We start from the raw sequence: 25,008 nt of genomic DNA, 5'->3' as shown, positions 1-25,008 counted from the left end.
GAAAAGGACGATAGCCGCCGTGAGCGGACGGCGCAACGTCTTTCTGTTCAAGGCGATCCGGGTGTGCGGTTCTCCGGAGAACCGGCTCGAGGCCGTTGCAGACCTATGCCCAACCCTGATTCGGACTTGAGAGAGGCCGGCAGTCGCGGTTGCGGCCAGTCCATGTGGGTGGAGTCCCCGCGCTTTGCCCAGCCGGGCTCACCAGGGAATCGGGGACGCTGAGGCCGGATAGACGGCCGGAAACTCGGTTCGCAGCTTCTGAATGATGGGGCGCGTCTGTTCGTAGGCCCCGAGCCGGATGAGGCTTGCGAGCGCGGAATCCTCGAGGGCTTTGTCCTCAAGATAGGCCGCGGCGCCCGCAAGTCCTAGCCAGGCTTCAGGAAGATGGTTGTCGACGCGCAACGCCTCGGAGTACGAGTCGCGCGCTGTTCGATACTCGCCGACGTAGGTGTTCGCGATTCCGCGCATGATCAGGATTCGCGGACTCGGCTCGTAGCGTACAGCTGCGTTCGTAGCCGACGCCGCTCGCGGCCAATCCCTCACGGCGAACGAACGTAGCGCGAGGAAGTCCCAGGTCATGCCGATCTCGGCATTCGTGCGCTGCGGCGGCCCGCTGGCGTATGCCGCGACTCGATCGAGGCCAGCCGCGGAACTGTGTTCTACGAGCAGTATCTGAACGGTCGCGACGAGAAGACTTGTCGATACGATCGCGGCGAGCCTGCCTTTCGAAGCCGCGGCGATGCCGTTGGAGGTCGCGAGAGCGAGGAGCGCGCCCACTGCGATTCCGGCCGGAGCAAACACATCGACGTCGCGGAAGACTCCTTGGCCGGGCCGGATCAAGAGCACGGCGCCGATCCAGGGCACAGCGAGCATGCTGAGTCGCTGCCAGCGGGAGAAGTCCGCCGTTCCTGGCCTGAACGAGGAAGCAGCGATCACCAGGACAGGCAGCGCGGGGAGCAAGAAGAGGGCAAGATTGATCACGTCGAGCACCCGAAGTGGCAAGGCGCTCAAAGTCCACCATTGTCCGGGGCCTAGCGTCGGTTGCCCGCCAAGGTGATGCGGCAGATCGTAGTTCGTGAATATGCGCCAAAGTTCGCTGAACGAGACTAGCCCCGCGATCAAGGGGAGCAGGGCACTTGCGAGATGACGCACGCCGCGCGTGCTGAGGGTCGGCTTCTCGTTCCGAACAGTGTGAACGAGCGCCAGTGCCCAGCATGGGAGCAGGAGCACGCCCCCTCGATGCAGGAAGATCGCGAGGCTCACGGCAATCCCGCATTTCGCCATCGAACTCCAGTTCATCAGCCGCGGTGAAACGAACGAGGCGACCGCGGCCGTCAGCGCGCAAAGAATGGCTGCTGTCTTCGCGAGCCCGGTGGCGACGACGAGCCAGCCTCCAAGGGTGACCGTGGAGGCCGACACGGCGATCGCTATCGGCGAGATCGCCACATCTCGGCCTAGCCGGACTGCGGCCATCGCAAGAACAAAAGTCGCGATTGCACTGAGAACTCGGTAGTAGGTCGGCGCAGGTAGAAGTGAGGCCACAAGTGTCGGACCCGTGCCGATCAGCCACCTTTCAAGGGGCAGAGATTGGAGGAAGCTGCCGCGGAAGGCATTCGAACCGCCCATCCTCCGAATAAGGAAATCCCCGACAAACCATGTTCTGTCGTCGAGTAGGAATACGATTGTTCCAATAAGCAGCGCGAACCCCACCCGCGCAGAGGCGCGAGTTTGAAGTGAGGCGCCGAGCCGCTCCAGCCCTCTCGCTATCGAGATGCTCACTGATGACACACACGACACTGCGCAGACCGACCAAAGGCCCCATCCGAGCGCGACCGGAAGAAAGCGCTGCGCGTTTAACCCCCAGAGCCACATCGTCCCGTCCAGGGACAGGATTCCGCGGACCGCCAGAGCTCCACAGGCGACGCCGAGCAGCGCTTTCTCCAGTCGGCCGATCAAATTTCTACCTCACGTTGCCGGAACCAGCGACTCCATACTCAGCGACGAGACACCGCTTAAGCGGTAGTTTCGCCAACATGGCTGAGCTTGGCGTTGGAAATGAACGACTGAGGGCAGGCGGGAGGCCTCGGCCTTACTCGCGAGGAACTCTAGACGCCGGCTTGTGAGTGGGAGACGGCTCTTTACGGGCTCGGCACCTCGAAGCGCATGAAGTTCTGCCGGAAGGGGTTCACCGTCGACTTGGGCTGGATGTCGTACTGGACGACGATCCGGCTCGAGCCGGCGGTCAGCCTCCACACCGCCTGGGGCGCCTCGGCCCCGCCCGATAGCTGCGCTTCGTCGAGCAGATGGAAGAGTCCCCACGGTCCGGCGAACGAGCGGCTCTCGGCGGCCGTGGTCCCGGCCAGCTCGGCCCTGAGGACCGCGCCGACCCCCGGGTCGGGCCCCGGCCAGTCCAGCGGCTGCCACTGCGGCACGCCGTTGGTGTAGGTCGTGAACTGCCCGTCGAGATCGAGGTGCACGCGGCGCACGAACAGCTGCGGCCCCTCGACGTTGGCGGTGGTGGTGCGGATCTGGAAATGCATCATCGGCTGCGCCGGATTCTCCGAGAAGAAGGCGACGCGAATCTCGTGCGCGTGGCGCACGCAATCCGCGAAGTCCTGGCGCAGGCGGAACGCGCCGGCCGGCTGGCCATCCTCTCCTACCAGGGACTTGAGGTTGGCGTCGTAGAAGCTCCAGAAGGTGCCGCCCGGCCGGAAGAACTCGACGAAGTCCGGGAGCGCCGCGTCGGGTCCACCGGCGGTGAACGGATACTTGCCCATCAGGGTTCGCTGCCACGGCTTCATCACCAGCTCGACCCACAGGCGCCCGACCTCGGGGGGCACGATCCCTTCGCCCGTCGCCCCGCCACCCCCACCGGGGCTGAACATGTCGACGGGGAGCCGCAGCATGCGCACGGTGGCGTCGCGCGTGGGTCCGGACGAATAGCCCGCCGATTGCTGATCGATCCAGTCGAGTGCGGTGCGCACCGGGCTGCTCACGCCGCTCGCGAACAGGGCGAGGAAATCGGACTCCGGCGCGCCGGGCTGGGCCTTGGCGGCGATCGCCTTTTGCGCGTCGCGCATCTGCGACAGGTAGCGCGTGCTCGGCAGGCCGCTCTTGTCGAGCGCGTCGTTGCGGTGGAACAGCCCGCTCATCGCGCTGCTGGCCTTCCGCCCAAAGCTCCCGCCCGGCGGCGCCTTGGCGAAGTCGTGGAGCATCGAGAAGCTCGACTGGACACGGCCCATCGGCGAATTGGCCATCTCCTGGAAGGTCACCTGCTCGTCCACCCCGGCGAGCAACGCCAGCAGCGGCGTATCGTCGCCGAGCAGCGCCTTCATGTTCTCGGCGCCGGCCGGGCGCGAGCCCGCGAAGTCCGCCGCCTTGACGCCGTTCATGAGCCCGATCCACTGCCCGGTGTAGTCGTTGGCGTAGGAGGCGAGCAGATCGCCGGCCAGGTCGGGGATGCGACCCGCGAACGCGTCGCGCAGATCGCCGTCGCGGCTCACCTCGAGCCGCCACCACTCGACGCGCGGCTTCACCTGCTTCTCCCAGCCGTCGTGCGTGAACGGCCCCGACACCTCGGTGGTGCCCGACAGCAGCCGCGAGTTGTCGGTGAGCGCCGCGACGCTGAGCGGCTTCGTCTGGCGGCGGGTCTGGTCGATCATCAGGCGGTAGAAGGAATTCGATTCCCAGTGGCCTCGCAAGGTCTCGCGGCCGCGCGCCACCAGGCTGGGATTGGCGGTCGGGAAGAAACGCTTTTCGATGAACTCCGAGTGCTCGCACAGGAACGCGCACTGCGCGTTGATCAGGCTGGTGACCTGGTCGCGCACGTCCTGGCTCATCGAGCGCACCAGGTCGGCCTGAATGCCGTTGATCACGCGCGCGACCAGCGGCGCGTCGGCGGGCGTCAGCTCGCGCGGCGTGGCGAGCAGGCGCCAGGTGCGGAACAGGCAGTAGAACTCGACGAAGTCCCCCGAGTAGCGCGTGGTCAGGGTGTCGAGGCGCGCCTGCATCGCGTCGTACGAGGGGCCGACCAGCACTTCGAGCGCCTTGCGCGTGTAGAGGTCCATGGCCGGATCGCGCACCGGATTCCCGGACCACGCGCCGAGCGCGCGCCACCACGGCACCCCCTTGTGCTGAAGCGAGTCCACGATCGCGACGTTGGCGCGCAGGTCTTCCAGCGCCGTGAGGTTGTCGAGCAGCGACTCGTTGGGGTGGACATGGGTCGCCACGGCTTCGGCGGCCTTGCGGGTGGCGCCGATCAGATGGGCGTTGGCGCACGAGAGCGACGAGAACAGAATCACGAAGGCGAGGAAGACCACGCCCAGCAACCCGAGCGTGACCATGCGCGCCAGCTTCTGGGCCTGCACCGCGCCCTTGGAGGTGGTGACGAGGGCGGCGTCCTCGAACACCACGCCGGTGAGCAGGTCGTGAACGAACCAGGCGCCGGGCGGCGACTGCGGCGGCGCGCTCGTGCCCAGCGCCAGCCCGAGCGCGCGGGCGGCGGGCTCGAGCACGCGGTCGGTCGGGGCGCCCTGCGGGCTGCCGCTGGCGAAGTAGAAGCCGCGGAACAGCGGCTGGTCCTTCTCGCCGGGATCCTCGGCGAACAGCACGCGCAGGAAGCGCCGCAGCGCCGGGCGGATGCGCTCCATCTGCGCCGGGAACGCGAACGCGCGCGCGCGCTGGAGCGGGTCGGGCACATCCGTCACGCGCGCCATGCGGCGGTCGGCGAGCGCCGCCTGCATCAGCCCGAACTCCTTGTCGAACAGCGATTCGGCCGCCTCGGTCTCGGCGCGCTCCACCGCCACGGTGGCGCCCCAGGGCTGCTGGCGCTCGGCGGGCGATAGATCGCTGAAGAACTCGACGAAGCCGGCGATCAAATCGCACTTGGTGAACATCACGTAGACCGGGAATACCACGCCCAGCCCGTGGATCACCTCCTGGATGCGCTCGCGGATCGAGCTCGCCAGCTTCTCGATCTGCGCTTCGGGCTTGTCGGCGAGCTGGTCGACCGGCACCGCCACGATCACGCCGTTGAGCGGCTTCTCCTGCCGCTGCTTGCGCAGCACCTGCAGGAACGCGCCCCAGTCGCTGGTGTCCTCGAACTGGCCCGAGGCCCCGACCATGCGACCGGTCATGTCGAGCAGCACCGCTTCCTGCGTCAGCCACCATTCGAAGCTGCGGGTGCCGCCCACGCCCTTCACCGACTTGCCGCGACGCGAGGCGTCGGTGAGCGCGAACTGCAAGCCGGAGTTCGCCATCAGCACGCTCTTCCCGGCTTGAGTTGGGCCGACCACCATGTACCACGGCAGGGTCGAGAGCACCGCCTTGCCGCCGCGCTTCGAGCGCTTGAGCGATTCCACCGCGGCGAGGAAGTCGGCCTTGAGGCTCTGCATCTCGGCCTGCTGTCCGGGCGTCGAGCGCTCGATGTCCTTGTCGGCCTGCACCACCACCGACTTCTCGATCTCTTCGGCCTGCTGGGCCTTCTTGAGCTGGCGCAGCAGGATGAAGATCACCGCGACCATCACCAGGACGAGGATCACGAGCAACGCGAGCAGCAGCGACCACTTGAAGATGTTGAATACCGCGATGGTCGCCGCGCTCGCTCCGACCGCACCCGCGCCGATGTAGACCGGCGGCTGCATGTAGCGCTTCAGGAAGTTCACGAGCCGCCCCCGGCGAGCCGCGCGATCACCCCGGCGTCGTGCTGCGCGCCGATCACCGCGAACAGCTTGAGCAGCAGGAACACCAGCACCAGCGCCGGCACGAACACCGCCAGCGCCACCCACAGCGGGAAGCGGCCGGTGACCTCGCTGCCGCCGTCGTCGGGGCGGGCGGCGTGCGGGGCCAGCGCGCGGCGGCCGGTGCCGCGCACTGCCGCGATGTCGCGCTCGACCTCGGTGAGCAGGTTCTTGACGCGCTCGGGGCCCGAGAGCCCGAAGCGGCCGAGGAAGCCGAACGCCAGACAGCAGGCGTAGACCTCGATCGCCTCGATCCGGTTCTCGCGCTCGCGACGCATGGTGTCGAGCCGGCTGAAGAATTCGTCGCCGCCGACGTTGGTGCCGAACCACTCGAGCTGCAGCGGCCGCGCCACCCAGGCGTCGCGCAACGGACCGCCGGCGCGCAGCGCGGTCTCGTCGAGGAACACGACCAGCGCGAACACCGCGGCCTCGACGTCGGCGGGCATGATCGCATTGCGCGCGCCATCCTGCTCGAGGCGGCCCCTTAGCTCGAGCGTGCGGGCGCGGATCGCGTTCGAGTCGAGGCGGCCATCGGGGCTCTGGCGCATGACCACGATCATGCTCAGCCAGTCCGAGCAGAGATCGACGAGTCGCACGCGACCGCCCGAGGGCGGCTCGCCGTCGCCACGCCGTCCACTGCCGCCGCGACGCTGCGGCGGATCGAAGACGATGGTCTCGTCGCCGCCGCGGGAGGATCTGCCGCCGCGGCCGCGCGCGCCGCGAATTCCTCGGTTGCGAACACCCATCCTAGGCGCGCAACCCCAACAGCTCGATGGTCAGCCCGGGATAGTCGGGCGGCAGGAAGATCGCGATGTTCTTGGCCGCGCGCACGGTTTCGAACGCGTCGCCCCCGGTGTCGAGCTGGAAGTACAGATAGTTGCCCTTGGTGGACAGCGTGGTCGGCGTCATGCGCTGGTAGTTCACCACCACGCCGCGCAGGGCGTTGGCGATCAGGTAGTCGATCTTGTCCTGCGAGGCGATCTTGACCTTGTAGGGCACTTCATTGATCAGGCGCTGCTCCTCGGCGTCGGCCTTGACCCCGAGGAACATGCTCGAGCTCGACTCGAGCGCGCGCAGGTCCACGATCTGGCCGAAGTAGAGCGAGCTGTCCTTACGCTGCAGGTCGATGCGCAGCGTCTTGTCGTCCATGCGCACTTCGAGCAGCTTGCGCAGCTCCTTGTCGAGCCCTTCGAACGTGCGCCCCAGCGCCGCGTGATCGTAGGGTGGAAGGTCTTTCGGATGCGGCTCCGAGACCAGCGTGCAGAGCTGCGCCATCAGGCTCGCGAGCATCAGGTAGACACGCTCGGGATGAATGCGCGGGTGCGCCAGCACGTGCGCGATCTGGGGAATGAAGCCGTTCACCACGCCGAGCTGGAAGAACTTGGCCGCGTCGGTGTCGGCAAAATCGGCGGCGCTGCCGCGCTGACGGCGTTTTTCGGCCAGGCTGTTGCCGGTGGCGATCAGCATCTCGAACTCGGCCCGCAGCTGGCGCATGAGGGCGTCCGATGCGCCGACCGTGAGACTCGCCGGCACATAGCTCTCGCGCAACACGAAGTTGCTGTCGGAAGTCCGGCCGAGCTCCGCCATCTGCAGATGATCGTGGTCGCCGAGCGCATCGTCGGGGAACAGCAGGCGCAGGTTGCGGCGCGCGGTGGTTACCGGACGCTCGTCGAGGCCGGTGTTGGCGTCGGGCAGATCGAGCGTGTCGGTCAGGTAGCGCGGCGGCACGCCGTCGCTGCCGCCGCCCGCCAGCATCGCGCGGCCGGGGCGGATCGAAGGCAGCCCCAGATGCACCGGCAGGGTCTCCTGGCGCGCCTCGAAATGGCTGGCGATGTCGCGCGACTGGGGCAGCGGATCGTCTTCGGGCGCCGAGAAGGGCGTCCCATCAGGCAGCACGCCTCGGGCGGCGAGCAGCGCCAGCCGGCCGTTGCGCAATGCCTCGCGGTCGATCTCGAGATGCGTGAATCCGAACTCGAAGTCCTGCGCGGCGCGGAAGCGCTCGGCGACCAGGTGATGGACCGCGAGATCGGACTGCTGGAAATGCTGGGGCGTGAGCAGCAGCCCCTCACTCCACACCACCGCCTGATGCCGGCTCATGGGAGTCTCCGCGACCTGTCAGCGCTTCACTTCTTCGCGACCGCCAGACAGGACGCTTCCGCCCTCAACTTGAGGTGGGATCCCTTCGAGAGCGGCTGAAGAACGTACCAGCAGGTGCCCTCGGGCTGACAGAAATTGCCGATCACGATCACCGCTTTGGCCTTGGCGTTGCGCTCGTAGCTGAATTCCTGCTTGGCCTTTGGATCGATGAAACCGGTGTCGCGCGTGAGCAACGCGTCGCCGAAGAGCGCCTTCTCCTTGCCCCAGATCTGGACCAGGGAGGTTCCGGTGATGGCCGAGGCATCGGTGACCTGAATCACCGCGAACTCGAGCGGTTGCGCGCTGGCCTTGCCGCAGGTGTTGCACTGGTCCGAGGCCTCGAGACTGAGCTGAATCGCCGGCTTGCCGCCCACCAGCGGCACCTTGGCGCAGCTGGTTCCCAACAGGCACAAGGCAGCGATTGGTGCCAACGCACTGCGCGACATCAAGGCGCGGGCGCACATGGCCGGCACACTAGGCGGCAAGCCGGGTGGCGTCAAGGGCTTGGGGCACAGCGCTCAAGGACGCGCGAGCGTGAAGCTGAGCGCGCGCGCCTGTCCGCCCTTGAGCTTGAAGCTCTGAACCCCCTCCCGGGTCGTCCAGCCGTCGAGGGCCACCACGATCTTGTGGCTGCCCGGGTTCACGAACAGGGTATTCGGGGTCTGGAGGCCGCTCGGCTTTCCGTCCAGCAGGATCTCGGCCGGGGGCCCGCCGGTCACGGCCACGTCGATGCGTGCCATGCCGGGGCGAAAGTCGTAGCCGAACAGGCGCGTCTGCCCGGCCTTCAACTTCACCGGCTCGCTCACGAAGCTTCCGCCCCACTTGGGCTGGAGCCCGACCAGGTACTCGCGGTCGGCCTGCAGCACCACCTGCAGTGACTCGACGTCGGTCCGGACCGGGGCCCGGTCGAGCAGCACCGTGCCCGCCGGTCGCAGCCAGACGTTGAGCGTGGCGGTGGCGCCCGCCGGCGTGCTCGGCGGTCCGGCGAACTGCAGCGTCACCGTGGTGTCTCGCTGACCCGAGAGCGCAAAGCTCAAATCGACATCGGCGAAGCCGCTGAGCGAAGCGCGCGCGCGATGGAGGCCCGGATGCAGCCCCTCGAACCGCCCGGGCTCGTGACGGGCACCCAGATCGTCGACCGTGACCATGCCGCCGTTGGGACGCGTGCGCACCGTCACCGACCGGGCCGGTCCCGCGCGTTGCGGCACGAGCTTGAGCGTCACGGTGGTCTCGGCCTGAGCACGCACCGTGAACGCCAGCAGCTGGCTCGCGAAACCTTCACGCTTCGCCTCCACGGTGTGTTCGCCGGCCGTGACGTTGCGATAGGTGGCGGGTGCGGTCTGCGGCGCCTCCCCGTCGAGCGCCACGGTCGCGTCGGGAGGATCGGTCGCGATCCGCAGCGCCAGCACCTCGCGAGCCCCTTTCTCGATCGGCTTGAGCTTGACCGCGACCAGGGTGTCCTGTCCGGCGGCGAGATGCACCACGCGCCGCGCGGTCTGGAAGCTGTCGCGCAGCACGCGAATCGTGTGGGCACCGGTGGTCAGCTCGCCGAACCGCGCCGGCACCGACTGCGGCTGGCCGCCATCCACGATCACCTGCGCGTCGCGTGGCTCGGCGGTCACGGTGAGCGCGGCCGTGGTGACACCCGATCCGGCAGACGGCGCCGCCGGCGGCGCCTCGCTCCCGGGAGCGCCGACCGGCGAACCCGGCACCGGCGGGCCCGAAGGCGTCGCGGGTGGCGTGCTCTTGTGTGGCGAGAACAGGAAGATGGCGCCGGCGACGACCACCAGCAGCGCCACCACTCCCGGAATGAGGAGCGGCGGGGTCTTCGCCGCCGGCTTCGCCGGTGCAGGCGGCTTCCTCCGCGGCGCCGCGGCGGCGGGCACTGGCTCGCGGGGCGCGGGAGGCGGAGGCGCGGATGGTGGCCCCGCGGGCGGCGGCGGAGCTGCGGGCGGCGGGGGCGCGCTCGGGGGCGCCACCGCCGATGAGCGCGACGGGTCGAGCACCATGGTCTGCTCGGGCGGAGCTTCGGGGAACACCGGTGGCACAGTCGAGCCGGGGGCGCGAGAAGCGGTCCCCGGCGGGCGCGAGACCGAGGGAGCGGGCGGAAGCGTCGGCGCGTCGGGCGCGATCGACGGGGTCCGTGAAGTCGGCGGCGGCGTGATCGGCCGCGATTCCGGAGTCCACAGCATGGTGTGCTCGAGCTCGTCGGCCGGCGCGGCGCCTCCGAGCGGGCCCGGCACGTCGTGCTTGCGGACGTATTCCGCGGCTTCCTTGTGATCAGGATCGAGGTAGAGCACGCAGCGCCATTCGCGCAGCAGCGCGGTCGCGTCATTGCGGGCTTCGGCCTCGTGAACGCGCTCGAGATGGCGCGTCAGCCGGCGCGCGCGCAACACCGAGCCGACCGCCGCAGGATCGGCGGCGAAGTCGGCGAGCAGTTCGCGCTCGTGCGGAATGCCAAGCTCCTGGATCGCGGCATCGAAGGCGTGTCGCACCTCGGCCACGCTCTGCACGCGTTGCTCGACGTTCTTCTCGAGCATGCGGCGAATCATGGCTTCGACGATCGGCGGCACCAGCGGATCGAGCGCGTCGAGCGGGCGCGGCTCGGCGTACATGATCGCGCGCGCCACCGAGGAACTGTCGCCCTGAAACGGCCGCAGGCCTCCGAGCAGCTCGTAGCAGACGATGCCGAACGAAAAGATGTCGGTGGTGGGGCGCTCGAGCTTCTCGCCGCGCGCCTGCTCGGGCGACATGTAGGCCGGAGTGCCGAGCATCGCGCCGTACATGGTGATGCCGCTGCGGTCCTCGACGCGGCGCGCCAGGCCAAAGTCCATGAGCTTGATCACGCCGTCGGGCGTGAACATCACGTTGGACGGCTTGATGTCGCGATGGATGATGTTGCGGCGGTGGGCGTGCTCGAGCCCGCGGCAGATGTCGCGCAGCATGAGCAGCGCGATCTCGAGCGGCGGCGCTCCGTGCGCGTCGATCCACTCGCGCAGGTTCTTCCCTTCGACGTACTCCATGGCGATGTAGAACTGATCGCCGTGGCGCCCGAAGTCGTAGACCTGGCAGACGTTCTCGTGGCGCATGGCCGCCGCGGACTTGGCCTCGAGCTGGAAGCGCGCCACCAGCGCGTCGTCCTCGGCCAGATGCGGGAAGAGGATCTTCAAGGCCACCGGCCGGTCGAGGTTCTTCTGCACGGCCAGGTAGACCCAGGCCATGCCGCCCTTGCCGATGCGGTCGCGCAGCTCGTACGCGCCGAAATCCTTTTCCATCAGGAATCGCGACTCCGCCGTGGAATGCTCGAAGACCGGCATGCCGCGGGATTCCAGGGCGGGGAGCCGGCCAGAAGGAAATGAGAATAGGGGGCGCGGAGCGAAGCCGGCAAGACGGCGGGGCCCTGGCCGGAGATTGGCGTGGATTCCGGGCGAAAAAAAGACCCCGCGCGAATCGGCTCGCGCGGGGCTCGAGGCTCGAAGCTCGTCAGTCGATCTTGACCAGTCGCCCGCTGCCGCTCAGCTCACCGGCGCGCCAGCGAGTGAGATAGACGCCGCTGCCGGCGAGGTTGCCGCTCGCGTCACGGCCGTCCCACACCAGCACGTGCTCCCCCGCAGCAAGTCCGCGGCGCTCGAGCGAACGCACGCGCCGGCCTTGCAGGTCGAAGATGTCCACGCTCACGTCGCCGGTGCGGGCCAGCGCGAAGTTGAGCCCGGTCGAGGCGCGGAAGGGATTCGGATATGCCCGCATGAACTCATCGGCGAGATTCGCCGAGGGCTGTGACGCGCTCCCGCCGATCGCTTCGATTCGATAGTCGTGGGCGTCCGCGAACGCCGGCAGCGTGAAGGAACCGCTCGGCGCCATTTCCTGCCGCGCACCGGTGGCACGATCGGTGAGCCAGAGCCGCGTCCCGGCCGGCAGACCCTGAGACTCGACGCGGAGATTCAACTCGCCCGGCGATTCGGCGCCAGACACGGTGAAATCCCAGCTCATGTGATCGGACTCCGGCTGGAACACCCGCGTGTAGTCGCCGGAGAATCGCCCCCAGTCGGTGCGCGTCTGGCGCAGCGTCAGCGGCTCGAAATCGGGTGGAGCGGGTGCAAGCGCTTCGCACAGGGAATTCCATTGACCGGCCGCGACCGCAGCCGCTCCCATCACCATGGGCTCGGAAGAGCGATCGCCCTGGCGGGCGGTGAGCGAGACCGCCCACTGCGCGACCGGAGCGTTCGACGAGAGCCCGACCGCGACCGGGGCGTTCGAGGACAGGTCGGCGCTCGAACCGCCCGCCTCCAGCCCCGGCGCCGGGACTCCATAGGTGCTCCCGCCGGCAAAGAAGATCATGTTGACCGCGGCGGTGCTGGTCTTGTGGACCCAGAAGCCTTGCCGGCCGTTGATGGTCGCCGCGTCTTCGTACGTCGAGGAGGTGTCGTTCCAGACCTTGATGGTGTGATCGGTGAGCGTGTTGCCGCCGTTCCCGACTGGGCCGGCGAAGGTCGCGTTGTCGGTCACCCACACGTGCGAGACGTCGATCGGATACTGGAACGGATTGCCCATCTGGTTCCAGCCCGGCGCGGCCGATGGGCCATTGGCCAGCGGATAGGCGCCGGCCGCTCCGAGGAAGGGAAGTTCGACCACGGGGAGCCCGACGTCGAGCAGGCTGTTGTTGTTCGCTCCCGCCGTGATCAGCCAGTAGCCGAGACCGTTGCTGATGGTGGTGATGCCGGTCGAACCGGGCTCCAGGTACTTGTTATTGGCGGTGTCGAAGTGTCCGAGTCGCCACACGGTGTTGTTGTAGGCTCCGAGCCCGGGCAGCACTGAGGTGGGCGCGTTGTTGGTGCGCTTGAGCGGAAACGCCACCAGCGCGAATTTCCCGGCCTTGGTCGAATAGCGCACGGTGTCCATGTGCGAGAAGCCGATCGCGCGAACGAATCCCGAAAAGAGATCGTTCGCGGGCGACGTGGTGCGACCCGCGGGATTCGAGGGCTGCGTGCCGAACAACCGGTAACTGGTCGAGGTGCCGAGGCCGCCGCTTCCGACGTCACCCGTCAGCTTGAAATTGGTGCTTGTCACCTGAGCGAGCGACGACGCATGCCAAGCCGTCGCGAGCAGCAGCAGAGCGGCGCTCACCGCCATCCTGGATCTCATGCGGACCCCCGATTCCCGTCGTGGGCTCGTGGCGAATTCATCGTGATCATGCCCGGCTCACCGCGTCGGGTCGGCCGGCTGGCGGGCCGCGGCCGGAACGGTCGGGACAGGCGCGACCGAGCCCATTGCCGTGGGAATGAAGAACGCTGTCATCGTCGGCTGCCACAGATAGGCACCGGCCACCGTCGCCGACCCGTTCAGATAGAAGGTGTAGGTGCCGGGCCCTTTCGAGTAGACGCGATGTCGCTCGTACTGGAAGAATTGAGCCCCGTTCGGATTCGAGACGTCGCCATAGTCATTGCTGTCGAAGCTCCCGCCGGCCGCCTCGCTGATCCACATCGCGGTGCTGAATCCAGCGGGCGCGTAGATCTGCCCTCCGGCAATGACCATGATATAGCCGGCGGTCGGAACCGTGATCGTGGCGCCGACCAGGGCGACTGCCGCGCCGGTGGTCGGGAAATTCGTGAAGCTGGTGCTGTGATTCGAGGCGAGCCCAGGTGAGTCTTTCGCCGTCATCGCATAGGGCACGACGCCGAAGTGAATCTTGGGCGCCATTTCGGGATCGGTGCCAACCTGGATTCCGAGATACAGATCGTAGGTCGAGAAGTTGATGGTCGCGAATGTGCCCGTGACCGCAGTGCCGGTTCCGATCTCGACCGAGAACAGACCATTCGTCACCGTGACGTTCTGGGTCTCCTGATAGATGACCGTGTTCCCGGAGTTGTAGAGCGTGAGCGTGAGGGTCTTCGCTCCATTCACCGGCGCGCCGCCGGCGTCCGTGAGGCGGCCCTGGTAGGGAATGCCGGTCGGCGCCACGATCACTCCAGCGAACGACACGCCGAGCGAGATCAGCAACATCACTGCTATCAGAAGCACTCCACGGACGAGCTTGTTCATCGGTTCCTCCCGATGGGGGTGGGCGAGTTCAGAAAATCCTGATTCGGGCACGGTCCGGAGCGACGAGCGCGTCACGGGCCGGGCGGTGTGGGGAACGTGGGGAGCGGGCTGGCCGGGGCCGGCGTGCTGCCACCGCCTCCCCCACCACCGCCCGCCGCGGCGGCGATGCCACCGATCAGCACCGCGCCCCCGAGCACGTACCAGAGCGTCTTGGAAGACTTCTTCTTTTCCTTGGTCTCGGTGGCCGCCCCGGGCACTACGGTCGAGGCCGGCGTCGGCGTCGCCTTGGGAGGCGCAGGCGCAGTGGTGGGCGGAGCGGGCGTCGGCGGCGTTGCCACCTTGCTGGTGTCGGCCGGCGCCGGCGTTCCGCTTCCCTCGGCCTGGAATTCCTTGAGCGCCTGATCGAACACCGCGGTCTCGTCGGGCGGCACGCGGATCGGGTCCGGGCGCCACGACGGATTGCTCCGCAGGATCGCCTTGAACATCTCCTTGCCCTGGACCGGATAGCCCTTCTTCACGTAGGAGCGCGCCAGCAGCTCGCGCGCGCGCTGGAGGTCTTCTCCGGTGAGAGCGCCGCGATCCACCAGGTCCTTGAGCAGGCTGATGGCTTCATCGAAACGGCTCTGCTCGTAGTACTCCTGGCCGCGCTGAACGTTGCTGGAACCGCTCGAACTCTGCGCGAACGCGAGCGCCGGAGCGAGGCAGTTCGCGAGTTGTGTCGCGAGGATCACGGCGGAGATCGTGACCCGGACACGTGCTGCCGACAGCTGCATGAGCCTCCTCCTTGAGGTTGAGCGCGTCGAGAGCCGGGGGGCGTCCGGCCAAAGGCCGACTGCGACAGAGAGTTAGTAGCCGAAACGGGCGTCCGCGCCAAGGGGGAAATGAAGGCACGCGCGGCCGAAGCGCCTCCCGCGGCGAGGTTTGACATCCTCGCGCGCCCCGGTCGGCGGTTCTCGGGGTCCGCACCCTCGAACCATGGCCGACGCGGGGCTACGCGAGCGAAGCGGGGGTCAGGCGCAGTTTTCGGCGCCGAGCCGGCGGGCGCCGGCGAAGGCGAGCACGCGCTCCACCGCGACGTCCCACGCGTAGTAGTGCGAGGCGCGGCGCCGCGCCGACTCGGCGAGGTGCTGGCGCAGCGTGGATTGGGTGGCGAGTCGCTCGAAGGCACGCGCCATCGCCGATGGATCGCCCGCCGGCACCAGCATGCCACTCGCCCCCTCGGCCAGCACTCGCCGGGTGGAGCCGGTCTCGGTGGCCACGATCGGACGGCCCGAGGCCATGGCCTCGACCAGCCGGATCGGCGAGAAGTCGGCGCCCGAGCGCGCGTAGGGCATGGCGACCACGTCGCAGCACTCGAGCAGCGCACGCATCTCGCGATCTCGGACATTGCCCGGGAACACGGTGGGGATCCGGTGCTGATGGGTGAGCGCGAGCAGGGCGGTGCGCTGGGGCCCGTCGCCGATCAGCAGGAGGCGGGCGGAGAAGCGCGACTGGAACATCGCCACCGCGTGGACGAGCGTTTCGAGATCGTGCCAGGGCTTGAACGAGCCGGCGAAGCCGATCACGAACTCGCCGTGCTGCGCGGCGGCGACGGTGTGCGCCCAGCTGAGGTCGGCTTCGGTCGGGGCTTCGAACAATTGCGGATCGGCGACGTTCGGAATCACCGTGATCGGAAAATTGTCGGGAGCGAGCCCGCGCACCCAGCCCGCCAGTTCTTCGGACGCCACCACCGCGCCGCGACTCGCGGCGAAGCCGCGGCGCAGGCTCTGGCCGGGTTCCTCGAGCCGGGCGAGAGGGCTCGACACGACTTCCTCGTCACCTGGAAGGGCCGCGACTTTGTAGACGTGCGCGACGCCGGCGGCGGCGGCGGATTCGGCGCCATGCGGCGACTGCGGAGCGAGGCGCTCGATCACCAGATCCGGACGGCTCGTGGCCATCAGGCGATCCATGGTGGATCGCCCGCCGCGCGAGTCGAGCGAGTGAAGCGAAATCCCGCGCGACTGGAGCTTGGCCAGCTCGCTGCGGTCGCCGAGCGCCGCCACCGCGCAGTCCACCAGATGCCCCGCCCGCAGCAACGCCGCAGCCACGGCGCGCATGTGTGCCGAGCCGCCACGAGTGCCGCCCAAGGGCACCGAGGGATCCGCGCAGAGAACCAGAACGCGCATCGAACCGCTTTCCGTCGAGAGTTCCCGGATCGCCGCGGGTCGGCGACCCCGATTCACGATCAGAGGTGGGGCCGGCCGCCGGCCTGATACCTGGTGCCAGGATTCCCCCGCGGGGAGACACCCGCCGAGGCTCGGGGCTAGACTTGTGTCGCCCATGCGATTCGGCCTCCGCCCCGCACTCGACCCCGAGCTCGACGCCCGCCTGGTCGCACGCTGCGTTCAGGGCGATCAGCGGGCGTGGTCCGCACTGGTGCGGCGCTACGAGCGCCTGGTCTACGCGGTAGCGCGCGGCTACCGGCTCTCCGACGAGGATCTCGCCGACGTCTTCCAGGAGGTGTTCGCGGCGCTGGTCCGGGGCCTGCCGCGCATGCGGGACGCCCGCGCCCTGTGCCGCTGGCTCTCGAGCACCACCGATCGCATCGCGCTGGCCACGGCACTCAGGCGCCGGCGCGAGCGGGCGCGCGAAGACACGTTACCCGAGGAGCGGCCTGAGCTCGCCGACCCGCGCGAGCCGGCCCCGGTGGAGCTCGAGACCCTCGAGGAGCAGACCCTGGTCCGACTGGCGCTCGCCGCGCTCGCGGCGCGCTGTCGATCGCTGCTGGAAGCGCTCTATTACCGAGAGCCGGCGCCCGACTACGCCGAAATCTCGCGCGACCTCGGGATGCCGGTGGGCTCGATCGGCCCCACCCGCGCGCGATGCATCGAGAAGCTGGAGCGCGCGTTCGCCGCGCTGCGAGAGCCGGGCCCGAGTATCACCGCCGCACCCCGGCACACCTCTCCGGGAGAGAGACCTCCCCGACTCCGGCCGCGCCCGCGGCCGGGCGGGACTCGCAGCCTACCCCGACGAAGGAGGGGCCGCATTCATGCCGAGTGACCGGCGGCGTCCCAGCCATCTTTCGACCGAGCGGCTCGTCGATCTGCTCGAGGATCGCCTCGGCGCGAGTGCGCGCAGGGCAGCCGAGGAACATCTCGGCATGCCCTGTCCGAGCTGTCGCGAGCGCCTGCGAACCCTGGGCGCTCTGCTGGAGCGCATGCGCGGGGACCAGCTCGAAGCGGTCCCCGAAGCATTTCATCGCCGGGCGATCGAGGTCTTCGCCACGCGGCCCGCCCCCGTGGCCTCGACGTCCGGGCCCGCGGCGTGGCTCACGCTGGCCTTCGACTCACTGCGCGACCCGCTGCCCGCCGCGACGCGGCGCGCGGTCGGCGAGGCGCGAAGACTGCGGTTCGTTCACGGCGCCGCCGCGATCGAGATCGAGTGCGAGCCCGAATCCGCCGATCAGTGCTCGCTGCGCGGGAAACTCGAGGTTCCCGAGGAGCAGCTCCATCGGATCGAGCTGAGGGTGGCGGGCGAACGCTTCGACTCGTGGGCGGACGCCGACGGCGCGTTTCATTTCGAAGGCGTCCCCCGCGGCCGCATCGAACTGTCGGCCATGGGCCCCTCCGGCGAACTGCGGGCGCCGCCGTTCGAATGTTGAGCTCGAGACGAGACTCTCGTCCATGATCGCCAGCTCCTCCGCTCCGACTCCCGCCGCCCGCCTCATTCGCCGCGTCGAATCGGTGCGCCGCGAGCGCCCGGAGCGGGCGCTCCGCCTGCTCGAGCGCGAGTTCGCGCGCGCGGGAGCCGCCGCGTCCCCCGAAGAGCGCGGCGAGCTGTGGCGGCTGCGCGGGCACGTGCTGCGCGGGCTGCGCCGCGCGCGCGAGGCGGCGTCGGCCTACGCGCGCGCCGAGCGCTGCTACGCGCGCGCCGGCAATCGCCGCGAGCGCGGCCGCTGCGCGATCGGCTGGGTGGATGCGCTGCTGTACCTCGGCCGCTATCGCGAGGCCCTGCGCGTCGCGCGCATCGGGCGCCGTCATCTCTCCGCCGCACGCGATCGCGTCTCTCTGGGGCGTCTCCTCAACAACGAAGCCAATGTGCTCCACCGTCTCGATCTCCCCGAGCGCGCGCTGGCGCGTTATCGCGAGGCGCGCACGGCCCTGCATCGGCTCGGCGACCGCTACGAGTGGTCGCAGATGGGGGTCAACGAGGGCAACTGCCTGTCCCTGCTCGGCGACTGCGCGGCGGCCCGCCGCCACTACGAGACCGCCCGGAACGCCGCCGAGCAGAACGATCGGCCGCTCGATCAGCTGCGCGCCGAGTACAACCTCGCCTACCTCGAGTTCCTGGAGCATCGTCACGAGGCGGCGCTCGATTCCCTCGCCCGGATCGGCGAGCGGTCTCGATCTCGCGGCTATCCGTCGATCGCGGCGCTGGCGAAGCTCGATCGCGCCGAGATCCTGCTGCGCATGGGCGCCCACGGCGAAGCGCTCGAGGAAGCGCGCGCCGCGGTCTTGGCCTGCGAGGCGATCGGACTGCGCTACGAGCGCGCCAAGGCCGCCACCTTCGCGGCGCTGGCCGGATTCCGCCTCGGGCATCGCCATGCGGCCGCGGAATGGCTGGACGACTCGCTGCGCTCCTTCCACGACGAGGGCAACGCGGTGTGGACCGGAGAGGCGCTGGTCGGGCTCGCGACGCTGTGGTGGCGCGAGCGCCAGCCGCTGGCCGCGTCGGCGCTGCTGCAGGCCGCGGCGCTCCATTTCTCGGCGGCGCGCGACCGCGAACGTGAATCGTGCGCGCTGGCGCTGGTGGTGCGCGCGCGGCTCGCCGCCGGCGACCGGCGTGGAGCGGGCCGCGCGCTCGCCCGGCTCAAGCGGCAGCGTGTTCCTGGCGTCTCCCCGCGCCGTCAGCACCTGGCGCTGGCGGCCGAGGCGGCATGGGCGCGCTCGCGCGGCGATCTCCGCCGCGCACGGCGCGCGCTGGAGCGTGCCGCCGCGACCGCGGAGCAGCTGGCGTCGCGCATCCTCGACGAGCAATGGCGGGCCTCGTTCTGGGGCGAGTGGGGCTGGCCGCATCGCGCGCTGGCGGCGCTCGAGCTCGAGCAGGGACGATTCGCTCCGGCGCTGGAAGCGCTCGAGCGCGGGCGAGGCCGCGCGGCGCTCGGTCCCGCCGTGCACATGCGCCGCGCATCGCAGCTCGCGCGCCGCGTCCGATCGTGGGCGGCCTCGCGCTACGCGCGGGACCGCGAGCGCGGAGCCCGTGCGACGCTGCCGCCGGCGGCGAACGGGCGCGCACCCTCGGAAGCCGTCCCGCTGCGGCGCGCCCTGTCGCGCCGGCCATCCGAGCGCATCACGGCGGCCAGCATCCGAGCGGGAATCCCGCCGCGCGCGGCGCTCCTCGACTTCCTGCTCGCCGACGACCGGCTCGGGGTGATCACGGTGTCCGGCGATCGCGTGGCCGGGCGCTCGGCGATCGCGCTCGAATCGAAGCTGAGCCAGCTCGCACATCGCGTGCTGTTCGCGCTGCGCAGCGCGGCCTATCGGGCGCCGGGAGCGCGGCGAGAGGATCCCGTGCTCGACGCCGATCTGGAGCGCCTCGCGGCGCTGGCACTCTGGCCCGCGCTCGAGACGCTCGGCGAGCTGCCCGAGGCGCTGGCGATCGTCCCCGCCGGACCGCTGACGCGGGTTCCCTGGGCGGCGTTGCCGCTCCCGGACGGCCGGCGGCTCTGCGAAGCGGCCAGGCTCGCGCTGGTTCCGGGCCTGCGGCTCGGGCTCGCCTCCCGGCCGGAGACGCCGCAAACAGGTGCGCCCCTGGTAGTCGCGGCGGATGCCGGCGAGCTCGAGCACGTGGCCAGAGAAAGCGAAAGGATCCGCGAACTCTTTCCCGGGGCCGAGCTGCTGGAAGGTCGCGAGGCGACCATCGCTCGCGTGCTGGAACGGATGCCGAGCGCCCCGTGGATCCACTTCGCCGGCCACGGCGTCTACCGCGCCGACGCGCCCCACTGGTCGGGGATCCAGCTCGCCGATGGCTGGCTGCCGGCCGAGTCCCTCGCGCATGTCCGTCTCGCCGCTCACCGCGTCGTGCTGGCCGCCTGTCAGACCGGGCGGGCGCTGGTTCAGCCGGGCGAGGAGTGGTTTGGGCTCGCCCGCACCCTGCTGCTGGGGGGCGTTCGAGCGGTGGTGGCCGCGCAATGGGACGTGGGGGACCAGGCTTCGCTCCGGCTCATGAGCGGCCTCTACTCGCGGCTTGCCGAAAATCTCCCCCCGGCCCGGGCGCTGGCCGCCATCCAGGCCGAGGCCGGCCGGGAGGGGCTGCATCCGTTGGACTGGGCCGGCTACGTCTGCCTCGGGGGACCCGAGGTACTGGGGGATTGACCGAAGTTCCCCCTACGGAATCCGGATCGGAGCTCGCTTTGCATGCATCTGAAATGCATCTTTGGCGGTAGGATTGCTGCCTCGGAGAGAATCCAGTCCATGACGCCGCGCCCCCCGCTCGCCCCCGTCCGCACCGGCCTGATCGCCGCGCTGATCCTCGCGGCGCTTTCGATCGTCTCCTGTAGCCGCTCCTTGCCGACGGCGCCGCGTTCCCAAGCCGGCTCGGGCCCCAACACCGGCACCTCGTCGACCTATCCCAACACCACCGAGGAATATCTCGACGACGTGGCGGTGATGGCGGTCGCCGGCGCCGACATTCACGAGATCGCCGCCGACTACGGCGCCACGATCGCGCCCGGTTCGAATTACACCTGCGTGCGGATGCAGCCGCGCTCCGGGCAGTCTCCCGACGAGCTGGCGGCGTTGCTGTCGGCCGATCCGCGAGTGATCGTCGCCGAGCGGAACGCCGTGATCGAAACCGCCGAGACGCGCCAGGAGAGCTACGCCTCGGACGATGGCTATGGTTCGTACGAGACCAGCGTCGAGCAGCCCGCTGCGGTCGCGGTGGGCCTCGCGGGCGCGCACCGCGTGAGCGCCGGGCAGGGCGTGCTGGTCGCGGTGGTCGACACCGGAGTGGATCCCACGCACCCGCTGCTCCAGCCGCGTCTGTCCGCGGGCTGGGACTTCGTGGACTACGACAACAATCCCACCGATCAGCGCAACGGACTGGACGACGATGGCGACGGCGCGGTGGACGAAGCTTACGGCCACGGCACTCACGTCGCCGGACTGGTCATCCTCACCGCGCCCAGCGCGCGGATCATGCCGGTGCGCGTGCTCAACTCCGACGGGCGCGGCGACATCGCCGCAGTCACCGCCGGCATCCGCTGGGCCGTGGATCACGGCGCGCGCGTCATCAACCTGAGCCTCGGCATGCTCCAGCCGAGCGCGTGCATCGAACACCTGCTCGAGCAGGCCGACGAGGCGGGAATCGTGGTGGTGGCATCGGCCGGAAATTCGGGCGGCGAAAATCCCCACGAGTACCCGGCTTCGAGCGCGCACGCGCTGGCGATCGCGGCCAGCGACGCCTCCTCGCAGCCGGCGCCCTTCACCTCGATCGCGAATTACGTGGCGCTGTCGGCACCCGGCGTCGGCGTGCGCAGCGCCTATCCAGGCAACGCCTGGCGGGTGTGGAGCGGCACCTCGATGTCGGCGCCGTTCGTCTCGGGGGCGGCGGCGCTGCTGCTCGAGAAGCACCCGGGCTGGCGTCGCGCGGATTTGCTGGCTCGGCTGGCGGGATCGGCGCACGCGCTGGTCGGGGTCAGCTGCGAGCAGCAGGGCAAGCTCGGCGCGGGGATGCTCGACGTGGCGGCCGCGCTCGCTCCGGATTTCTCGGGCGCGCATCTCACCGGTCCTGGAACGGGGATCGGCGACGATCCGGTGCTCAAGCGTCCCTGAGCCGCCGAGTTCGACTACTTCTTCTTCAGCGTGAAGCTCACGCTCACCGGCGGACCCGCCTTGAGCGTCACGCTCTTCGATCCTTCGGCCGCCACGAAGCCATCCCGCACCACCGTAATGGTGCGCGTTCCGGACGCGAGCTGCAGCTCGCACGGGGTGAACTTCCCGGTCTTCTGACCGTCCACCACCACCTCACCCCACGGATCCGAGGTGACGCGCACCGTGACCTGCGACGACGCCAGGAAGTCGAATGACAGAGTGAGGGTCTTGCCCGGCTCGATGCGGATGTTCTTCCACTCCTTGGGATCGAAAGCCGGGTGCACGGCGCGCACCGTGTACACGCCGGGCTTCAGCTGCTGGCGGGTCGAGGCGACGTTGGCCGCCACCTGCTGGTCGTCGATGAAGTAGGTGGCGAACGGCGTGACCTTGATCTCGAGCGTGCCGGGTAGATTGGGATTGGGATCGAGCTTGAAGCTGATGTGCCCGACTCCGGCCACCGGCACGTCCACGCTCTGCGCCTGGGTCAGGTAGCCATCCTTCTCGACCTTGACCGAGGCCGTTCCCGCCGGAATGTCGGCGAGCGTGGCGTTGCTCCGCTTCGACTGAAGCTTTCCGTTGATGCTGATCCGCGCCTGCGGCGGATCGGTGGTCACCTCGAGTGAGCCGGTGGCCGCCGCGGCACTGGGCGTCGCCGGCGTGGAAACGACGGCCGGCGGCGGCGCGGGCGTCACGGGCGCGGATTCGCTCGCGTGGCCGCCGGGCGGTGGCGCGGCCGGAGTGGTCGGAGTGGCCGGAGCGTTGTTCGCCGCGGTCTTCTCGCCGCCGCCGCGCACGATCACGAACACCACGACCGCGATCAGGACCAGCAGCACCCCGACCGCGCCGATCAGCAGATTGCGCGTCGCCGCCGCCTTGTCGGCCTGCGGCCTGGGCGCGGGACGCGCGGGTGAGGGCCGAGCGGGCGAAGGTCGCGCTCCGGGCGGCTTCTCGGGCGGCGCCGCGCCGCGCCCGCTGGTCGAAGCCGGAATGGCCTCGGGCGGCATCACCATGGTGACGCCGGGATCCGCCACCGGCGGACCCTCCGGCTGGGTCTGGAGCGTGCGGCGCTCGGCCTCCAGCTTCTTCAGCTTGTCGCGGGCCTGCCGATTCTCGGGGTCGAGGTAGACGACGCGGCGGTACTCCATGATCGCGTCGTCGATCTTGCCGCGGCCCATGTTTTCGAAGTACAGGCCCTGATCCATGTGCCGGGAGAGCCGCTTCTTCTTGAGCGTTTCGGCGACGCGCTCGGGCTCCTGCGCGTACTCGCGCAGCAGATCGCGGCCACGGTGCATGCCGAGCTGATCGATCACGGTTTCCAGTTCGCCGCGCACCTGGGAGATCTTCGGATAGCGCTTGGAGACGTCCTTCTGCAGCATGCGGTGGATGATCGCGACCACCTCCGGCGGCACCAGCGGATTGACCTCTTCGAGCCGCGGCGGCTCGACGGTCAGCACCGCGCGCAACACCGTCGAATAGGAATCCCCGCTGAACGGTCGCTGGGCACCGAGCAGCTCGTAGCCGACCACGCCGGCCGAAAAGATGTCGCTGCGCTCGTCCACGGCTTCGCCGGTGGCCTGCTCGGGCGACATGTAGGCGGGTGTACCCAGAACCGAACCCACCACCGTCACGGCGGTCGAGTCCTCGCCGCGGCGTGCCAGACCGAAGTCCATGATCTTCAGCGTGCCGTCGGGGGTCAGCATGATGTTGGCGGGCTTGATGTCCCGATGCACGATGCGGTGCTGATGCGCGTGCTCGAGCCCGGCGCACAGATCGCGCAGCAGCAGCAGCGCCATCTCGATCGGCGGTGGACCGTGGGCCTCCATCCACTTCTTGAGGTCCATCCCGTCCACGAACTCCATGGCGATGTACGAGACGTCCTCGTAACGCCCGCAGTCGATCACCTGCACGATGTTCTCGTGGCGCAGCATGGCCGCGGCGCGCGCTTCGCGCTCGAAACGCTGCACCAGCTTCTCGTCCTCGGCGAGGTGCGGGTAGAGCACCTTGAGCACCACGCGGCGGTCGAGCGACTTCTGGACGCCGCGGTAGACCGAGGCCATGCCGCCGCTGCCGATCTTCTCGTGCAGCTCGAACGCGCCGAAATCCTTCTTCATAGCCATGCGGATTCTCCCGCCGGCGCGCGGCCCGCGTCGTTCCAGCCCAGGGTCGTGGACTGCTTGTTGAGCTGCATCAGCACCAGCGCCGCCGCTCCGATCGCGAGCAGCAGTACCACCAGCGCGATCACCAGCCACATCATGGTGCGGCGGCGGGAGGGCAACGCTTCCTCTTCGAGGTCGCGCGGGCGGGGCGCACGCGACGCGACTGCTTCGCCGTCGTCATCGTCCTCGCGGCTGCGGCGCGCGGGCGTGATGATCCGCGTATGTTCAACGTCGTCGCGATGATGGTCGGTCTCGGCAGACGAGGCGCGCCCCGAGGTCTCCACCTCGACTTGCGCTTCTTGCGGCACGGAGTCGGGACGCGCGCGCGCCAGGATGATGGTGATGTTGTCGTGCCCGCCGCGGGCGTTGGCCAGGGCGATCGCGCGCAGGCAGCCGTCCTCCAGACGGTTCGAGCTCATCACGTCGAGCAGCTCGTCCTCGGTGACCAGCCCGTGGAGCCCGTCGCTGCACATCAGCAGCGTGTCGCCGTCGCGCAGCAGTCCGTCGAAGCGTTGCGCGTCGATTTCCACATGGGCGCCCACCCCCACGCTGCGCGTCACGACGTTGCGGCGCGGATCGGATCGCGCCTGATCGGCGGTGAGCTGACCATCGCGCACCAGCTGCGCCACCAGCGAGTGATCCTGGCTGAGCTGCCGCAGGCGGCCGTTCTGGGCCAGGTAGGCGCGGCTGTCGCCGACGTGCGCGAGGTAGGTGTCGGCGCCCTTCACCACCAGCGCCGTGCACGTGGTTCCCATGCCGCTCATGCTCGGGTGCGCGACGCTCTCGGCGTGCACCACGTGATTGGCCGCCTCGACGGCGCGATAGAGATCGTCGAGCGGGCTCGCCCCTCCACCCTCGCGGTAGACCTGAATGACGGTCTGCACCGCCAGGCGGCTCGCGACCTCGCCGGCCTGCGAGCCCCCCATGCCGTCCGCCACCACCAGCAGCAACCCTCGCTGGGCTCGCTCGGTGTCGGACTCGGGAACCCAGCACCCATGCGAATCCTCGTTCTGGGTGCGTTTCATGCCGAGATCGGTGGCCGCGCGGATTTCGAGCGTCATGGCCGCTCCGCCGGATACGAGCTGCGGT

The 25,008-nt window shown here is 69.4% G+C and carries 16 protein-coding genes; 4 read left to right on the top strand and 12 right to left on the bottom strand.

The features are described 5' to 3' along the window. Window positions 1-198: 198 nt before the first annotated feature. The 10 genes from VMJ70_13870 to VMJ70_13825 form a co-directional block, all read right to left on the bottom strand. Entirely contained in the window at window positions 199-1,956 is a 1,758-nt protein-coding gene (locus tag VMJ70_13870; GenBank protein HTO92212.1) for a hypothetical protein, read from the bottom strand. 182 nt (window positions 1,957-2,138) lie between these two features. Then, window positions 2,139-5,663, bottom strand: a complete 3,525-nt coding sequence (gene tssM, locus VMJ70_13865; GenBank protein HTO92211.1) for a type VI secretion system membrane subunit TssM — start codon at window positions 5,661-5,663, stop codon at window positions 2,139-2,141. Beyond that, entirely contained in the window at window positions 5,660-6,484 is an 825-nt protein-coding gene (locus tag VMJ70_13860; protein ID HTO92210.1) for a DotU family type IV/VI secretion system protein, read from the bottom strand. The genes tssM and VMJ70_13860 overlap by 4 nt, the downstream gene beginning before the upstream one ends. A gap of 1 nt (window position 6,485) precedes the next feature. Continuing rightward, window positions 6,486-7,835, bottom strand: coding sequence for a type VI secretion system baseplate subunit TssK (gene tssK / locus VMJ70_13855; protein ID HTO92209.1), 1,350 nt, complete (start codon window positions 7,833-7,835; stop codon window positions 6,486-6,488). A 26-nt stretch (window positions 7,836-7,861) separates the two neighbouring features. After that, entirely contained in the window at window positions 7,862-8,320 is a 459-nt protein-coding gene (gene tssJ / locus VMJ70_13850) for a type VI secretion system lipoprotein TssJ (protein HTO92208.1), read from the bottom strand. A 72-nt stretch (window positions 8,321-8,392) separates the two neighbouring features. Then, window positions 8,393-11,191: a serine/threonine-protein kinase gene (locus VMJ70_13845; GenBank protein ID HTO92207.1), complete on the bottom strand. Its 2,799-nt coding sequence runs from the start codon at window positions 11,189-11,191 to the stop codon at window positions 8,393-8,395. Between the two features lie 166 nt (window positions 11,192-11,357). Then, the gene (locus tag VMJ70_13840) at window positions 11,358-13,016 is read right to left on the bottom strand and encodes a FlgD immunoglobulin-like domain containing protein (GenBank protein HTO92206.1); all 1,659 of its coding nucleotides are present in this window, start codon (window positions 13,014-13,016) and stop codon (window positions 11,358-11,360) included. Between the two features lie 57 nt (window positions 13,017-13,073). After that, window positions 13,074-13,913 carry a hypothetical protein gene (locus VMJ70_13835; GenBank protein ID HTO92205.1) on the bottom strand — a complete coding sequence of 280 codons (840 nt, stop codon included), beginning with the start codon at window positions 13,911-13,913 and terminating at the stop codon, window positions 13,074-13,076. A gap of 71 nt (window positions 13,914-13,984) precedes the next feature. Beyond that, on the bottom strand, window positions 13,985-14,686 hold the full coding sequence (locus tag VMJ70_13830) for a hypothetical protein (GenBank protein ID HTO92204.1): 702 nt from the start codon (window positions 14,684-14,686) through the stop codon (window positions 13,985-13,987). A gap of 237 nt (window positions 14,687-14,923) precedes the next feature. After that, window positions 14,924-16,078, bottom strand: coding sequence for a glycosyltransferase family 4 protein (locus VMJ70_13825; GenBank protein HTO92203.1), 1,155 nt, complete (start codon window positions 16,076-16,078; stop codon window positions 14,924-14,926). A 154-nt stretch (window positions 16,079-16,232) separates the two neighbouring features. Here VMJ70_13825 and VMJ70_13820 point away from each other — a divergent pair, with 154 nt between their 5' ends. The 4 genes from VMJ70_13820 to VMJ70_13805 all read left to right on the top strand — a co-directional run bounded on the left by VMJ70_13820 (window position 16,233) and on the right by VMJ70_13805 (window position 21,724). After that, the gene (locus VMJ70_13820) at window positions 16,233-16,952 is read left to right on the top strand and encodes a sigma-70 family RNA polymerase sigma factor (protein HTO92202.1); all 720 of its coding nucleotides are present in this window, start codon (window positions 16,233-16,235) and stop codon (window positions 16,950-16,952) included. Next, on the top strand, window positions 16,942-17,553 hold the full coding sequence (locus VMJ70_13815; GenBank protein ID HTO92201.1) for a hypothetical protein: 612 nt from the start codon (window positions 16,942-16,944) through the stop codon (window positions 17,551-17,553). Before VMJ70_13820 ends, VMJ70_13815 begins: the two co-directional genes overlap by 11 nt. 22 nt (window positions 17,554-17,575) lie before the next feature. Then, window positions 17,576-20,266: a CHAT domain-containing protein gene (locus VMJ70_13810; GenBank protein ID HTO92200.1), complete on the top strand. Its 2,691-nt coding sequence runs from the start codon at window positions 17,576-17,578 to the stop codon at window positions 20,264-20,266. Between the two features lie 99 nt (window positions 20,267-20,365). After that, window positions 20,366-21,724, top strand: a complete 1,359-nt coding sequence (locus VMJ70_13805; protein ID HTO92199.1) for a S8 family serine peptidase — start codon at window positions 20,366-20,368, stop codon at window positions 21,722-21,724. Window positions 21,725-21,738: 14 nt separating this feature from the next. On the opposite strand, the gene VMJ70_13800 is transcribed toward VMJ70_13805, so the two are convergent. Then, entirely contained in the window at window positions 21,739-23,880 is a 2,142-nt protein-coding gene (locus VMJ70_13800) for a serine/threonine-protein kinase (GenBank protein ID HTO92198.1), read from the bottom strand. Next, window positions 23,871-24,980 carry a Stp1/IreP family PP2C-type Ser/Thr phosphatase gene (locus tag VMJ70_13795; protein HTO92197.1) on the bottom strand — a complete coding sequence of 370 codons (1,110 nt, stop codon included), beginning with the start codon at window positions 24,978-24,980 and terminating at the stop codon, window positions 23,871-23,873. The genes VMJ70_13800 and VMJ70_13795 overlap by 10 nt, the downstream gene beginning before the upstream one ends. Window positions 24,981-25,008 lie beyond the last annotated feature (28 nt).

The organism is Candidatus Sulfotelmatobacter sp. (genome assembly GCA_035498555.1).
Classification (GTDB): domain Bacteria; phylum Eisenbacteria; class RBG-16-71-46; order RBG-16-71-46; family RBG-16-71-46; genus DATKAB01.
This window is presented reverse-complemented; position numbering and strand designations above follow the sequence as displayed.

Coding starts and splice junctions, on each gene's coding strand:
- VMJ70_13860 (HTO92210.1), bottom strand. CDS start 6,484: ATGGGTGTTCGCAACCGAGGAATTCGCGGCGCGCGCGGCCGCGGCGGC.
- tssK (HTO92209.1), bottom strand. CDS start 7,835: ATGAGCCGGCATCAGGCGGTGGTGTGGAGTGAGGGGCTGCTGCTCACG.
- tssJ (HTO92208.1), bottom strand. CDS start 8,320: ATGTCGCGCAGTGCGTTGGCACCAATCGCTGCCTTGTGCCTGTTGGGA.
- VMJ70_13845 (HTO92207.1), bottom strand. CDS start 11,191: ATGCCGGTCTTCGAGCATTCCACGGCGGAGTCGCGATTCCTGATGGAA.
- VMJ70_13840 (HTO92206.1), bottom strand. CDS start 13,016: ATGAGATCCAGGATGGCGGTGAGCGCCGCTCTGCTGCTGCTCGCGACG.
- VMJ70_13835 (HTO92205.1), bottom strand. CDS start 13,913: ATGAACAAGCTCGTCCGTGGAGTGCTTCTGATAGCAGTGATGTTGCTG.
- VMJ70_13830 (HTO92204.1), bottom strand. CDS start 14,686: ATGCAGCTGTCGGCAGCACGTGTCCGGGTCACGATCTCCGCCGTGATC.
- VMJ70_13825 (HTO92203.1), bottom strand. CDS start 16,078: ATGCGCGTTCTGGTTCTCTGCGCGGATCCCTCGGTGCCCTTGGGCGGC.
- VMJ70_13820 (HTO92202.1), top strand. CDS start 16,233: ATGCGATTCGGCCTCCGCCCCGCACTCGACCCCGAGCTCGACGCCCGC.
- VMJ70_13815 (HTO92201.1), top strand. CDS start 16,942: ATGCCGAGTGACCGGCGGCGTCCCAGCCATCTTTCGACCGAGCGGCTC.
- VMJ70_13810 (HTO92200.1), top strand. CDS start 17,576: ATGATCGCCAGCTCCTCCGCTCCGACTCCCGCCGCCCGCCTCATTCGC.
- VMJ70_13805 (HTO92199.1), top strand. CDS start 20,366: ATGACGCCGCGCCCCCCGCTCGCCCCCGTCCGCACCGGCCTGATCGCC.
- VMJ70_13800 (HTO92198.1), bottom strand. CDS start 23,880: ATGGCTATGAAGAAGGATTTCGGCGCGTTCGAGCTGCACGAGAAGATC.
- VMJ70_13795 (HTO92197.1), bottom strand. CDS start 24,980: ATGACGCTCGAAATCCGCGCGGCCACCGATCTCGGCATGAAACGCACC.